We start from the raw sequence: 13,246 nt of genomic DNA on the forward strand, positions 1-13,246 counted from the left end.
TTATTTTAGGCTGAAGTTCACTACCTTTAATGTATGGAAAAAGAAACTTTGGAACAACTAAAATATCCCATTGGGCTATTTGAAGTACCAGAAAAAATCACCGATGGGCAGTTGGAGGAATGGATTACCATTTTAGAGACATTGCCCCAGCGACTAGAAACGATGGTTAGCCCATTATCAGCGGTTCAATTGGAAACGCCTTACCGCCCCGGGGGTTGGACAGTTAGACAATTGGTGCACCATATTTCGGATAGTCACCACCATAGCTATATTAGGTTTAAATGGGCTTTGACCGAAAGCAATCCCGTGATCAAACCCTACAATGAAAAGGCATGGTCCGAACTTTTTGATGCCAAAACAGCTCCCATTCAAATTTCTTTGGATCATTTAAAAGTGGTTCATGCCAAATTAGTGTATCTACTTCGTGGATTGTCTAGGGAAGAATTGCAGCGTAAATTCACCCATCCAGAGGGTAACACAGAAACCACCTTGGCCGTAAATGTGGGACGCTACGCATGGCATGGAAGCCATCATTTTGCACACATCAAGAATTTAATTCAACGCGAAGGGTGGTAACCTAGAGTTGCTTGGTCAATATCCACATCGCTTTTTCCGATGGTTTTGCCCCCGGAAGGAGGAGTTCGCTCTCTCTTTTGATTACAAATCCATTCTTTTTATAGAATTCAATGGGGCTGCCCTTTTGCATGGTGTCCAACCAAACTGTTTTTTTGTTCAATTTTCGAGCATAGTCTTCAATGAGCTGCAACACTCTTTTTCCAATGCCCATCCCGGCATATGCTTTGAGAAGGTAGATTTTTTGTGCCAATAACGACTCTTTTGGCGATAGTTCATCCAAGGATTGATCCTTGATAAGTTTAACAATGCCCACTACAGCATCTCCCATCTTAACCAAATAGTTGATTACATTGGGATCGGCCAACTCATGTTTCACGACCGGCGGTGCAAAGCTATTGGAAATATATGGGGCGGGATCTTCATTTTCCCAGAGATGAAGATAGTACTCCCGATACGATTTTTTGCCAACAGAAATATACGTTTCTAAAGTCCATGCAGTTACTTCTTCCAATAGTATTTTTTGGCTCATGAGTCCTTTTCCCCTCCTTCCGGACCATAAAAAATTACCCAAGTGGCAAAATCATCTGTAAAGTTTTCAAACCTATGCTCTACTCCAGCCGGAACAAATAGGAAATCACCGGGAGAGAAAGAGGTTCGTTTGTCCCCATTCAAAAATTCACCACTTCCCGAAACCACTACATAAATCTCGTCTCGGGAATGAGGTTGTTGCAAGTCCACTTTTTCAGGTTTGTAAATTTCAACGGATAGCGAACCGTGTTCAAAAAGGGCCAAAAATGGGGAGTCTTGCGCTGAAAGCTTCTCCAATGCTATTTTTGGACTTATTTTCATAGCCCAGTTATTTAGGTCTCAATCCATTTGATGTTACAACCAATGCTTGGTTTTTGGTCGGCACTGATGGCACTTCCCTCCAAGAGAGCATCCATGGCATTTCTGAGGTCAGACCCGGTAAGGGGCAAGCCATTTCCTGGTCTTGAATCATCCAACTGACCGCGATACACCAATTTTAAATTGCCATCAAAGAGATAGAAATCGGGGGTGCAAGCCGCATCATAGGCTTTGGCCACTTCTTGGGTTTCATCGTACAAATAAGGGAAGGTATAGTCCATTTCTTGGGCTTTTTCCTTCATCAAGTGCGGAGCGTCCTGCGGGTAATTTTCCACATCGTTGCTGGAAATGGCCACAAAGTTGATGCCTTTGGATTGATATTCCCTACCCAGTTTAGAAATCTCTGGATTCACATGGATTACAAATGGGCAATGGTTACATATAAACATAACTACGGTCCCTTTTTCACCCTTTAGTTGATTTAAGGAAAGCTTTTGGTCGGAAACCGTGTCCAATAGTTCAAAATCTGGCGCCTTGGTGCCGAGGGGCAACATGTTGCTTGGTGTTCTGGCCATTGTTTTTGTTTTTATGATTATAGCATTCTTTACAAAATTAGTTGAAGCAGGGTTTGATCCCTTACATCATCTGTCCAAAGAAAATAGCGTTCATCAATAATTTGTTGGTACCGTACCAAAATGCACGGAAATTGGTGTTGTCGGTAAATAGAATTACCCTTCCCTTGCCCAAACGCTGTACCTTAAAAGGTACACTATTTTTAATGAGCTCCGCATTTTCTTCAGAAATATAACCGCTCATCAACGGATCATTGGTATACTGAATGGGATTGTCATAACTGTTTTTTTCCGGCTCCAAGTAAATATTGGTATTTCGGAAAAGGGCCAGTTTATCATTTTTATAACCGTAATTAATGGGGTGGGAGCGGTCCAAATTGGCTTCAAAAATAGCACCACCTGTAACCTGTGCCCCTGTAAAGTCCTCTTTTTGGTCAAAGGCAATATTTTTCGCTACCAAAGTATCTTTTCGCCTATTCAGGCTCATGAATTCGTTGCTGTTGAACCAATTGGCCGTGGTTCGGTAACCGATGACCGTCCCTCCATTTTTAACCCATTCCTTTATTTTTTCGGCGCCTTTTTTGTCGAGCATGGTGCCACCGCCCCAGCCTGTACCGGGCAATATCAAATCTGTATAAGAATCCAAGTCAACGTTGTTGAAATATTCTGTACCGATTTTGGTGATTTTAATGTCATAGCGGGTATCAAACAAATGCCAAATTTCGCCAGCATCATACGAGCGGGTGCCCTCACCAACCAATAAGGCCACTTTTTGCTTTTTGATGGGTTCAAAGTCCCCACTCCCTAAATCTATGCCTTCGGCAACGCCGGTAGATACCCCATGGATGGTCACACCACTTTCTTGGGCAAGCCCGCTTAAAAAAGTGTGGAGCTCATTGGCATCCAACGCTTGATTTTGAACCGGAACCATTATGGAACCATAGTCGTAACGGGTGCCTTCCAACGTAAATGGTGTTCTTGCTGTTTTGGCTCGAAGGCCTTTCTCCAAGATAGCGTTCAAGACTTTAGGGGTATAATATTCATGCCATTCAAATACGTAGGCATAATTGCTCTTTTGATTGACCCTGCCAGTTGGACGTTGAAAATTGACGACCTCTGGACCAGCATTGGACAATGATGAAAGTTCGGCATAATCCACGTTGAACGCCAATGGGAAAGTCCAAGCAGAGATATCGTAAAACAAGCTATCGGTAAAGGTGGTCCGCTTTTCAAACATTGCTTTGATGAGCCTAGGGTTCTTTTGGTCCATGGGTACCACATAGCTGTAGCCTTTTTTGTAAGCTTTTCCGCCAATTGTGGCATCCGAGGCCAATTCGTGGAACTTGATTTTATGCCTGTTTAGAATTTCCGCTAAATGCCATGTTTTAGCGGCATCCTTGCTATCACCAAAAACCAGGGCTTTTGTTTTGCTTCTCGAATTTTCACTGCGCATATCCGCATAGAATTTTTTCTGGAAGTCCAACAGTTTTACCCGCATGTTATGGCCAGCTTCAATGGTTGATAAAGCCGTAGTAAACTGGTTTCGAATGGTAAAGGGAAAGGTCAACAGCCCATTTTCACTTTCTTGGATATGGCCTCGAGAACTGCCCTGTTCAAACAAAATACCAATACTTCCGTTCACATCGGGAAAGGTAGAGCCCTTGCCATAATAGTAATCGTCATAGTTCTCCTCGGAAAAATACAGCGAACCGATTTTATCCAAAGCTTTGGCATGATATGTTCCAATTTCTGCAGTAAGCTCCTGGGTCATTTTGGGAGTCAAAGGGTGTACCCGTGTTGGCTCACCAGGTTGAAAAAAGAAAGTGGAATTGGTACCCATCTCATGGTGGTCTGTTACAATATTGGGGAGCCACTTGTGAAAGGATTCCACACGCGCCCGACTTGCAGGCAATTGTGCCGGTAACCAGTCACGGTTAAGGTCGAACCAGTAGTGATTGGTTCGTCCACCTGGCCACACTTCATGGTATTCACGCTCGTTATTGTCTGGATTTAGATTTTGACTTTTATGGACATTGGCCCAATAGGCAAATCGCTGCAAACCATCTGGATTGAAACTGGGGTCCATGAGTATGACCATATTATCGAGCATGGCATCAATTTCAGGACCCTGTGCCGCCGCTAAGTAATAAGCATATGCCAATCCAGCATTGGCGCCGCTGGGTTCATTTCCATGGATGGAAAACCCTTGGTAGACCACAATGGGCATATCAGTGGTGTTTGTATCGGAGTTTCCTTCGGAAAGAGCAATGTGCTGTTGCCTTATGGTTTCTATATTTTGATGATTTTGGGGGGAGGTTACCGTGAGTAGGAGTACTGGCCTGCCCTCGTAAGTGCTTCCCCGGTTCTCAATAGTGATTCTTTCACTGGATTCCGCAAGTTGGTACATATAGTGCACCAATTTATCATGGGTCACATGCCACTCTCCAACCTCATGTCCTATAATGTCCGCAGGTTTGGGAATGTTTGGGTCGTACGAAATGCCATCAGGTAAATAATAGTTTAAGGTTACTTCTTGGGCAGTAAGGTTGAAGCCGCCCAATACCATTAAGAAAAGGAGGATGCTTTTTTTCATGAGGTGAAAATTGAGTTAGTAGTGTTAAAAATAAAAAACGACCTGCATTGAACAGGTCGTTTATCATTATTTTTAAGAGTGATGTTTAAATGTCATCAAAATCTACATCAGTGAAACTACCTGGAGCACTTCCATTCTCACTGAACTTGTCGTTTTCTTCTTTCTTAAAATCTTTTTGGTGGCGTTCAGAGATTACTTCATGTCCTTTTTCATCAATAATGTAGTCCATCATTTCCTCCATAATTTCCCTGAAAGCTTCAAAATCCTCTTTGTAAAGGTATATTTTGTGCTTTTTGTAGTGGAAAGAGCCATCATCATGCGTAAACTTTTTGCTTTCTGTGATGGTTAGGTAGTAATCACCAGCCTTGGTGCTTCTTACGTCAAAAAAGTAAGTTCTTCTTCCTGCTCGTAAGACTTTCGAATAAATCTCTTCCTGATCCATTATATCTTTCTCGCCCATTTGGTCTCGTGTGTTTTAAACTTTGGTTGTATCTTCTCCCAAAAATGTAAAAAAAAAGCTAATCCAGCAACTTTTTTATCATTCTTTACCTGAGAGTTGGTTGATGTAGAGTTCTTTATAGTACCCTTCAACGTTGTTCAATTGCTCATGGGTGCCCTCTTGGATGATACTGCCATTTTCCAATACAATGATTTTATCAGCGTTTTTGGCCGAAGATACCCGGTGGCTGACAATCAAGGTGGTTTTGTCTTCTGATTCGCGCTTTAGATTGTTCAGGATTTCTTCCTCGGTTTCTGTATCAACAGCGGAGAGACAGTCATCAAACAAATAAATTTTTGGGTCTTTGAGCAAGGCCCGTGCAATAGATACCCGCTGTTTTTGTCCACCACTCAATGTAATGCCACGCTCACCAAGAATGGTGTTGTATTTTTTGGCAAACCCTTGAATGTTTTTGTGGACCACTGCTTTTTTTGCGACTTCAACGATTTCATCATGGGTGGCATTTTCATTTCCAAATCGGATATTGTTCTCAATAGTGTCCGAAAAAAGGAAGGCGTCTTGGGGTACGGCCCCAATGGAACTCCGTAAGCTATTGAGGTTCAAGTTTTGTAGCGGGGTGCCATCAATCAATATTTCACCAGAAGTGACATCATAGAGACGGGCTACCAAATCCAGAATCGTGGACTTACCCGAACCTGTTTTTCCCAAAAAGGCCACAGTTTCGCCCGCTTTTATGGAAAACGACACATTGTGGAGCGCCGTAATTTCGGTATCCTCATAGGTGAACGTAACGTTTTTGAATTCGATATTTCCATTAATCGGAGTTTCTTGGTTCACATGGTTTTTTATGGAAAGCACTTCTTTTAAAAACTCATTGATACGTTTTTGGGAAGCTTCCGCCCGTTGAATGATGGAAGTAAGCCATCCCACAATGGCCACGGGCCAGGTAAGCATGTTTACATAAAGAATGAACTCCGCGATAATACCAATGGATTCAATCTGACCATTGATGTATTGTCTACCCCCTATGTAAATCACAAAAATGTTACTGATTCCTATCAAAAGAATCATCAGCGGGAAAAACCACGCGTTCACTTTGGCCAACGCCATACTGGTGTCTTTTCCCTCTTGCGCCATATCCCTTAATTCCGAATTGATTTTGGGTTCAAGACTATACGCCTTGATTACGGCCACCCCAGAGAACGATTCTTGGGTAAAGGTGGAAAGTGTGGATAAGAACTCTTGTACCTTGGTACTTCTTTTATGGATTACCTTGCTGATTTGATAAATCAAAACAGATAAAACCGGCAAAGGAAGCAATGTATAAGCTGCCAAGGTTGGTGCTTTAATGAACATCAACGGGATTAGACAGGCAAATAAAGTCAAGGTTTGAATTCCGTACATAATGGCAGGGCCTCCATACATCCGTACTTGGTTGATATCCTCACTGATTCGGTTCATGAGGTCACCAATCCTATTTTTTTTGTAAAAATTGAGGCTGAGCAGTTGGTAATGGTCAAACACCTCATTTTTTAGGTCGTACTCAATGTAGCGGGAAACGTTGATGATGGTCTGCCGCATTAAAAAAGTAAAAAGCCCGGATAACAGGGCGGCACCGATAATAATCAGGATATACTCAAAAAGGTTGGTCTTGGCCTCTGTGAAAGATATGGTCTTGGCATAAATGCCCTCCAGCACATCGATGGATTTCTTTACATAAGACGGCATTACAAGTGAAAAAACCCGGGCAATGATGGTGATCAAAATTCCCATCAACAGCTTAAACCAGTATTTTTTAAAGTATTTGTTTAGGTGTTTTAGTTCCTTCATGAAAGGGAAAGGTGGTTTGTGAACGTCATTTTTAAGCAGACAATCCAGCAAATATATACTATCGAAAACAAAGTAAATGTTATAAAACTGATAAGAAAACAACTTTGGTAGGTAAGATTGAAATATAAGATTACTTTTGCGGGGTGAAAGCCAATAAACGACTTTAAAGTTCTTTAAAACATGCTTACCCGAAGGCATATCAGAGTAAAAGTGATGCAATGCATTTATGCATTGATCCAATCCAAGGACGACTCCTTGGAAAAACAGGAAAAGTTCCTAAAAGTGAGTATAGAGAACATGTATGTGCTCTATTTACTTGTTTTGAGCCTTTTGGCAGAACTCCATCAATTGGCCAACAGGCATGTGAACCGCACCTCAAAAAAGTATCTTGCTACCGAGGAGGACAACTATCCCGACCGAGAAAAATTCGTAAAAAACAGGTTGTTGTTGCAAATTGTCAACAATGAATCACTGAAGGCCGCTTTATCCAAAAGAAAGCTGAACAATTGGTACCTGAACGAGGAGTATGTAAAAATCATTTACAAAGAGGTTGTCAGCAGTGCTATTTACAAAGACTACATGACCAATGGCAAGGATGATTATGAGGATGATCGTGAAGTGATCTTACAACTTTTCAAGAATATCATAGCCCCCAATGATAAGATCTACGAATATTTTGAGGATGACAAACTCACTTGGGTAGATGACATTCCTATCGTCAACACCTATTTAATGAAACGTTTGCGGAAGGCGAATGAAAATTCCAATGATAAATTTTTTCTTCCAGCTTTGCTGAAGGATCAGCAAGATATGGAGTATGCCAATGACCTGCTCACCAAAACCTTGCTCAACGATGCCAAATGGGAAAAGGAGATTGAGGGCAAGACCCCAAATTGGGACAATGATCGTATCGCTGAGATTGACTCCATCATTCTTAAAATGGCCATTTGCGAGTTGCTCAACTTTCCTTCCATTCCCGAAAAAGTAACCTTAAATGAATATTTGGAGATTGCCAAAGAATACTCCACACCCAAGAGCAGCATCTTTATCAATGGGGTGTTGGACAAGTTGGCCAAGGAATATAAATCCACCGGAAGACTACAAAAAATAGGTAGGGGGCTGCAATAAACAATATTTGTTTAATTTTGGGAAAACAAATTTTTATCATGAAAAGAATAACAACAATTTTAACTTTATTCCTAGCAGTGGGATTAGTGAGTGTTTCCTGCAAGGACAAAGCCTCAAAAAAAATAGTTGCTGACAATGTTGAAAGTGCTACCAGCAGAGATGAAGCACAAAAGCAACTTCCGGTGATGACCTTTGAAAAGGCAGAGCACGATTTTGGAACTATTGCTCAAGGAACCCCCCAAGAGACTTCTTTTAAATTCACCAATACGGGAGATGCTCCTTTGATCATTACCGATGCCAAAAGTAGCTGCGGATGTACTGTTCCTCAATACCCAAAGAACACCCCTATTGCTCCCGGAGAATCTGGTGAGTTGTTGGTAAAGTTCAACGGTTCTGGACAAAACCAGGTGACCAAAACCATCACCGTTACCGCAAATACCGAAAAAGGAACAGAAATGCTTCGTATTAAGGCTTTTGTTAACCCCAAGGAAGCGACACCAGCTGGTCCTGTTAAATAGTTTACAACCTGAATGGAAAACCTAGGACAGTTTTTACCTCTGATATTGATTTTCGCCGTGGCGTATTTTTTTATGATTCGCCCGCAGATCAAGCGTCAGAAGGATGAGAAAAAATTTACTTCGGAGTTAAAAAAAGGAGATAAGATCATCACCAAAAGTGGACTTCACGGCAAGATTGTGGAATTGAACGACAAGGATTTTTCCTGTGTCATTGAGACCATGGCCGGACGTCTCAAGTTTGACCGCTCTGCCATTTCCATGGAGATGAGCAAAAAACTGAATGCTCCAGACGAAAAGAAGTAAAATAGATATGTAATTTTTAGAGGCGTCCCTCGCAATTCCAATTGCGAGGGACGTTTTTTTGTATCTTATCCCAAATTTAAAAAGATATGGGTACGAGAAGACAGTTTGTAAAAAGGGGATCCTTGTTTATGGCCGGAATGGGAGCTACCATGGTTCTTCCAATGGAGGTATTGGGCGCTATACGGAAAACCGTGAGCCCGAATGATAAAATCCAAGTTGGAGTTGTAGGTTGTAAAGGAATGGGGTTTTCAGATTTGTCTTCCATGCTCAAGAACAGCGAAGTGGAAGTGGTCGCGCTTAGCGATGTGGATGAAAATGTACTCCAACAACGTACCGCCGATTTGGAAAAAGCAGGCATCAAGAAACCCAAATGGTATTCAGATTACAGAAAATTATTGGAGGATAAGGATATCGATATTGTCATTATTGGCACACCAGACCATTGGCATTGCTTGTTGTTGGTAGACGCCATTGATGCGGGAAAAGATGTCTATTGCGAAAAACCCATTGCCAACTCCATTACGGAATGCGATGTCATGCTGAATAAAGTCAATGCCAGCGACCGTATGGTGCAGATTGGACAATGGCAGCGTAGTCAGCCCCATTTTGTGGATGCCATCAATTATGTGCATTCTGGGAAATTGGGTCAGATACGTTTGGCCAAAACCTGGGCCTATCAAGGGTGGATGAAATCAATTCCTCCCGTTCCCGATAGTCCCGTACCTGCCGGAGTGGATTATAAAATGTGGTTGGGTCCGGCTCAAGACCGACCCTTCAACAAAAACCGTTTCCATTTTGATTTTAGGTGGTTTTGGGACTACGCCGGCGGATTGATGATCGATTGGGGCGTACACTTGATAGACTACGCGCTTTATGGTATGAAAGCATCCACACCAAAGTCGGTGATGGCCATGGGCGGAAAATTTGCTTACCCCGATGATGCTGCAGAAACACCAGACACCTTACAGACCGTATACGAATTTGATGGATTTTCATTGTTGTGGGAACACGCCACGGGAATAGATGGGGGCAACTACGGCCGAAACCACGGAATTGCCTTTATCGGCAACAACGGTACTTTAGTTTTGGACCGAGGCGGATGGGAAGTGATCCCGGAAAGAGACCGTCCCAATTGGAGTCGGGATAACGGCCCTAAAATAGAGCCGGTGCCATTACAACAAGTGGACGCCAACGGATTGGACTTGCATACCACCAACTTTTTGGATGCGGTTAAATCTCGGGACAAGTCCATTCTCAATGCGCCCATAAAAGTGGGCTATGATGCCGCTGTGGTAAGCCATATGGGGAACATTGCCTATAAAACAGGGGAACGCTTGTTCTGGAATGCTGACGAACACCAATTTACAAATGCCACAGCCAATGCGCATTTACGAAATGAATACCATAATGGTTGGGAATTGCCAAAGGTGGGATAAACAGTACTCATTTTAAAGAATGGAGTGTGGTTTTTGAATTTCGCGTATCGGTGTATGTGAGTAGTAGCGAATAAAAACATTATTTTTTCTGCAAGTAATTTACAAAGTAAAAGTAATAGCGATTTGAGTTTAATTCAAATAGCTATTACTTTTACTTATGCACGTTGTTGTACGCTAGCTGATTTCTTTATTAACTATATGTTATTATAAATTAGCCTCGCCAATAAAGAAGTATAGCTTTTTTAAAGCAGCATCTCTTTTGGGAAACAAAGCCTGCATTCGTTTATCTCCCCCCATTTGTTGTAACCCTTCCATAGAATCAAAATAGAAACGATGAATTTCATCAGGTTGCTCTACATTTCCTTTTGACTGAAAAGGAGCTATAAACCGTTCGAAGTGAGCTCCAAATTCTGGCATTATTGCACAAACTTCATTGTGATATTCTTCAAATTGCTTTACAGCCTCTTCTTTTTCATCAAAATAGATTAAAGCTACTCCATATGTCTTTGATTTATCACCAGTTTCTTTTTTGAATTCAAAATTTGTATTGCGACTTGTGAAAATAGTAATGTCTTCCAATGCAGGAATTGCATATTCGTTTCTAATTTTTATGAATTCTGGATCTTCATTAAATTTGTTGAATACTTCTATACTTGGATAAGTAGCAAAATGAATTTCATCAGGCATTTCTAGTTCTCCTTCTGCTAACATTTTTGGCTTAATAATGCGCTCAATTTTCCCTCCATACTTATTCAAAATGGCACCACCTTTCTTTTTGTATTCTTCAAAACGTGCTTCTTCACTATCCTTTATATACATTAATGCTACATTTACTATTTCCTGATTTTTTATTTCCATTTTTTCTGTTTTATTGTTTGTGTTTTGCGCTTTAGAGGAGCATGACAAGAATAAGAGCATACCTAAAGCAATACTTGTAATTATATTTAAAAATTTCATTGTTTTTAATTTAGAGAAGGTGTTCCATTTGTAAAGCATCTTTAATTAGATTTTCTTGAATTGAGCTTGTTCTATTATTTAGATCGTTAGTATTATAGTCGATACCTACAGCTTGTCTAATAGGTCTATTGCCGTTTTGCATTTTAATTAGGTTTAAAATTGCATTTGGAATCTCTTGTGGGTTTGGTGATGAATCACTTTTGTAGAATTGCTCAAAATTTTGAAGCATTGCTTTTGGAACATCAGCCATTTCACCATAACTTTTTAAGGCAGTAATGTCAACTTCTTTGGGTCCACTATACAATAAACCTGATGGATATGGACCCGGTTCTATAACAGAAACATCTACACCTAGAGGTTTTAATTCGTATTTCAATGATTCAGAATAAGCTTCTAAAGCAAATTTACTGGCACAATAAATTCCAAAGTAAGGAAACACTAATCGTCCAGCTAATGAAGAAATATTAATAATTAAACCATCGATAGATCTTTTTAAAAGAGGAAGAAATGCCTTGGAAGTTCGAATCACACCAAAGAAATTAGTGTCGAATTGTTCTTGAACTTGTTCTAAACTATAGGCCTCTGTGATGCCAACGTACATTACACCAGCATTATTAACCAATACATCAATACCATTTTGCTCTTCAATTAGAATTCGTTCTACTAAATCTTGAGTTGATTTATCACTAGTTACATCTAGCTCTGCTATAGTAATTGCGATGTTTTCTTTTGTGGCAAAGTTTTCAAGTTCTTCTTTCTTTGTTTTGTTTTTTCCATTGATATCACGCATTGTTGCCCATACATTAAACCCATTTCTGGCTAATGTAAGTGCTGATAAATAGCCAAATCCATTACTGGATCCCGTAATAAGTACTGTTTTCATGTTTACATTTTTTATTGTTATTAATGCAAAAGTGAGAACAGGGAAGAAGGAACTGTTTTAAGTTTAGTTCAAAGTTTTGTTTAAATGGGTCAATTTGAATAATGTGGGGGAAACACCATGTTTATTTTTAAATGTTTTTGAAAAATGAGAAACATTTGAAAACCCACATTCATAGGCTATATCTGTAGTTCTTAAGTCAGTAGAAATTAGTAATTCTTTAGATTTTTCTAGCTTTTTATCTCGTAAATATGTTGCTGGAGATGCGTTATATATTTTTTTGAATTCTCTCTTGAACGTAGAAAGACTTTGATTATTTAAGATAGCCAGTTCTTCCAATGAAATGTTTTCATAATAATGAGACTTTACAATTTCCCTAAAGGAATGTAAGCTTGGGCTAAATAAATTAGAAAGTATAGATCTAATTGCCGAGGCATTTTTAGTCTGATTTAACAACAAGATGATTTCCTTGAGTTTTAATATTAGTATTTCTTCAGTAACTAATTGAGGATTTTGAAAATAGAACAAAATACCTTCTATATATTTTCGAATTAAGATGTCGCTGTTAAGTTTAGACATTCCAATATTTAGAGGAAGTTTTTGTTTAAGAAAATCTGGAAGTTTGTTTTCATAGATTTTTAATAGTATATCAGGGTAGAAATGAACTGCAAGTGCTTGATACGTATTAGAGGTTTTAGAAGGCAACATATTGCATGTATAGTTGCCACATTTCATTAAAAGCGACTCTTCTGCTTCAACACGAAGTCTTTCAGTTTCTGAAATAGAATCGTACTCACCTTTTAGTATGTATAAAAAACATGCTTCATTAGGCATAAGGTTTGGTTTTTTATAAGGTGGTTTTAAAATAATTGTTTCAAAAAGTAATTTGCCGAATAAATCTATTGTTTTGTAATCCTGTATCATTTCCTTTTTTACCGAAAAGTAATTTTTGAAAGTTACTTATTGTTTTAGAAATGGTCCACATTGTTGTCAATATAGTTCAGTTTTTAGCTTCCGTACAACGTTATAAGATATGGTTCGTTTTTAAATGAATTATATCGACCGATACCTGCCTGTCGGTAGACAGGAGTGAAGTTAGGATTTTTCCAGTTAAAATCTATTTTGGAATTGGGTAATTGATGATTGA

Annotated in this window: 14 protein-coding genes; 5 read left to right on the plus strand and 9 right to left on the minus strand. The window is 39.9% G+C overall.

Features of this window, described 5'->3' with window-relative positions:
* The first annotated feature begins 33 nt into the window (after positions 1–33).
* On the plus strand, positions 34–576 hold the full coding sequence (locus AB1A65_RS08210; protein ID WP_366587675.1) for a YfiT family bacillithiol transferase: 543 nt from the start codon (positions 34–36) through the stop codon (positions 574–576).
* 1 nt (position 577) lies between these two features.
* On the opposite strand, the gene AB1A65_RS08215 is transcribed toward AB1A65_RS08210, so the two are convergent.
* The 6 genes from AB1A65_RS08215 to AB1A65_RS08240 all read right to left on the minus strand — a co-directional run bounded on the left by AB1A65_RS08215 (position 578) and on the right by AB1A65_RS08240 (position 6,877).
* Positions 578–1,105, minus strand: coding sequence for a GNAT family N-acetyltransferase (locus tag AB1A65_RS08215; protein ID WP_366587677.1), 528 nt, complete (start codon positions 1,103–1,105; stop codon positions 578–580).
* Positions 1,102–1,425, minus strand: a complete 324-nt coding sequence (locus AB1A65_RS08220; RefSeq protein ID WP_366587678.1) for a cupin domain-containing protein — start codon at positions 1,423–1,425, stop codon at positions 1,102–1,104. Before AB1A65_RS08220 ends, AB1A65_RS08215 begins: the two co-directional genes overlap by 4 nt.
* Positions 1,426–1,436: 11 nt before the next feature.
* Positions 1,437–1,997, minus strand: a complete 561-nt coding sequence (locus AB1A65_RS08225) for a thioredoxin family protein (RefSeq protein ID WP_366587680.1) — start codon at positions 1,995–1,997, stop codon at positions 1,437–1,439.
* Positions 1,998–2,058: 61 nt separating this feature from the next.
* Positions 2,059–4,587 carry a M14 family metallopeptidase gene (locus tag AB1A65_RS08230; protein WP_366587682.1) on the minus strand — a complete coding sequence of 843 codons (2,529 nt, stop codon included), beginning with the start codon at positions 4,585–4,587 and terminating at the stop codon, positions 2,059–2,061.
* Between the two features lie 85 nt (positions 4,588–4,672).
* A complete protein-coding gene (locus tag AB1A65_RS08235; protein WP_366587684.1) occupies positions 4,673–5,047 on the minus strand; it encodes a PUR family DNA/RNA-binding protein in 375 nt (124 codons plus the stop codon).
* Positions 5,048–5,125: 78 nt separating this feature from the next.
* A complete protein-coding gene (locus AB1A65_RS08240) occupies positions 5,126–6,877 on the minus strand; it encodes an ABC transporter ATP-binding protein (RefSeq protein ID WP_366587686.1) in 1,752 nt (583 codons plus the stop codon).
* Between the two features lie 180 nt (positions 6,878–7,057).
* Between AB1A65_RS08240 and nusB the strand changes: the two genes are divergently transcribed.
* From nusB to AB1A65_RS08260, 4 genes are all read left to right on the plus strand, one after another.
* Entirely contained in the window at positions 7,058–8,005 is a 948-nt protein-coding gene (nusB, locus tag AB1A65_RS08245) for a transcription antitermination factor NusB (protein WP_366587688.1), read from the plus strand.
* A 38-nt stretch (positions 8,006–8,043) separates the two neighbouring features.
* Positions 8,044–8,523, plus strand: a complete 480-nt coding sequence (locus tag AB1A65_RS08250) for a DUF1573 domain-containing protein (RefSeq protein WP_366587690.1) — start codon at positions 8,044–8,046, stop codon at positions 8,521–8,523.
* A gap of 12 nt (positions 8,524–8,535) precedes the next feature.
* Positions 8,536–8,826, plus strand: a complete 291-nt coding sequence (gene yajC / locus AB1A65_RS08255) for a preprotein translocase subunit YajC (RefSeq protein ID WP_366587693.1) — start codon at positions 8,536–8,538, stop codon at positions 8,824–8,826.
* 86 nt (positions 8,827–8,912) lie between these two features.
* Positions 8,913–10,262, plus strand: coding sequence for a Gfo/Idh/MocA family oxidoreductase (locus tag AB1A65_RS08260; protein WP_366587696.1), 1,350 nt, complete (start codon positions 8,913–8,915; stop codon positions 10,260–10,262).
* A 204-nt stretch (positions 10,263–10,466) separates the two neighbouring features.
* On the opposite strand, the gene AB1A65_RS08265 is transcribed toward AB1A65_RS08260, so the two are convergent.
* The 3 genes from AB1A65_RS08265 to AB1A65_RS08275 form a co-directional block, all read right to left on the minus strand.
* The gene (locus tag AB1A65_RS08265; RefSeq protein ID WP_366587698.1) at positions 10,467–11,219 is read right to left on the minus strand and encodes a hypothetical protein; all 753 of its coding nucleotides are present in this window, start codon (positions 11,217–11,219) and stop codon (positions 10,467–10,469) included.
* A gap of 10 nt (positions 11,220–11,229) precedes the next feature.
* The gene (locus AB1A65_RS08270; RefSeq protein ID WP_366587700.1) at positions 11,230–12,102 is read right to left on the minus strand and encodes an SDR family oxidoreductase; all 873 of its coding nucleotides are present in this window, start codon (positions 12,100–12,102) and stop codon (positions 11,230–11,232) included.
* Positions 12,103–12,165: 63 nt separating this feature from the next.
* Entirely contained in the window at positions 12,166–13,023 is an 858-nt protein-coding gene (locus AB1A65_RS08275; protein ID WP_366587702.1) for an AraC family transcriptional regulator, read from the minus strand.
* Positions 13,024–13,246: the final 223 nt, after the last annotated feature.

This window comes from Allomuricauda sp. ANG21 (assembly GCF_040705235.1).
In the GTDB taxonomy this organism is placed as follows: Bacteria; Bacteroidota; Bacteroidia; order Flavobacteriales; family Flavobacteriaceae; genus Flagellimonas; species Flagellimonas marina.

Excerpts from the sequence above, each read along its gene's own strand:
- AB1A65_RS08210 (WP_366587675.1), top strand. The coding sequence starts at position 34 with ATGGAAAAAGAAACTTTGGAACAACTAAAATATCCCATTGGGCTATTT.
- AB1A65_RS08225 (WP_366587680.1), bottom strand. The coding sequence starts at position 1,997 with ATGGCCAGAACACCAAGCAACATGTTGCCCCTCGGCACCAAGGCGCCA.
- AB1A65_RS08275 (WP_366587702.1), bottom strand. The coding sequence starts at position 13,023 with ATGATACAGGATTACAAAACAATAGATTTATTCGGCAAATTACTTTTT.
- AB1A65_RS08230 (WP_366587682.1), bottom strand. The coding sequence starts at position 4,587 with ATGAAAAAAAGCATCCTCCTTTTCTTAATGGTATTGGGCGGCTTCAAC.
- AB1A65_RS08250 (WP_366587690.1), top strand. The coding sequence starts at position 8,044 with ATGAAAAGAATAACAACAATTTTAACTTTATTCCTAGCAGTGGGATTA.
- AB1A65_RS08215 (WP_366587677.1), bottom strand. The coding sequence starts at position 1,105 with ATGAGCCAAAAAATACTATTGGAAGAAGTAACTGCATGGACTTTAGAA.
- AB1A65_RS08265 (WP_366587698.1), bottom strand. The coding sequence starts at position 11,219 with ATGAAATTTTTAAATATAATTACAAGTATTGCTTTAGGTATGCTCTTA.
- AB1A65_RS08240 (WP_366587686.1), bottom strand. The coding sequence starts at position 6,877 with ATGAAGGAACTAAAACACCTAAACAAATACTTTAAAAAATACTGGTTT.
- AB1A65_RS08235 (WP_366587684.1), bottom strand. The coding sequence starts at position 5,047 with ATGGGCGAGAAAGATATAATGGATCAGGAAGAGATTTATTCGAAAGTC.
- AB1A65_RS08270 (WP_366587700.1), bottom strand. The coding sequence starts at position 12,102 with ATGAAAACAGTACTTATTACGGGATCCAGTAATGGATTTGGCTATTTA.
- nusB (WP_366587688.1), top strand. The coding sequence starts at position 7,058 with ATGCTTACCCGAAGGCATATCAGAGTAAAAGTGATGCAATGCATTTAT.
- AB1A65_RS08260 (WP_366587696.1), top strand. The coding sequence starts at position 8,913 with ATGGGTACGAGAAGACAGTTTGTAAAAAGGGGATCCTTGTTTATGGCC.
- yajC (WP_366587693.1), top strand. The coding sequence starts at position 8,536 with ATGGAAAACCTAGGACAGTTTTTACCTCTGATATTGATTTTCGCCGTG.
- AB1A65_RS08220 (WP_366587678.1), bottom strand. The coding sequence starts at position 1,425 with ATGAAAATAAGTCCAAAAATAGCATTGGAGAAGCTTTCAGCGCAAGAC.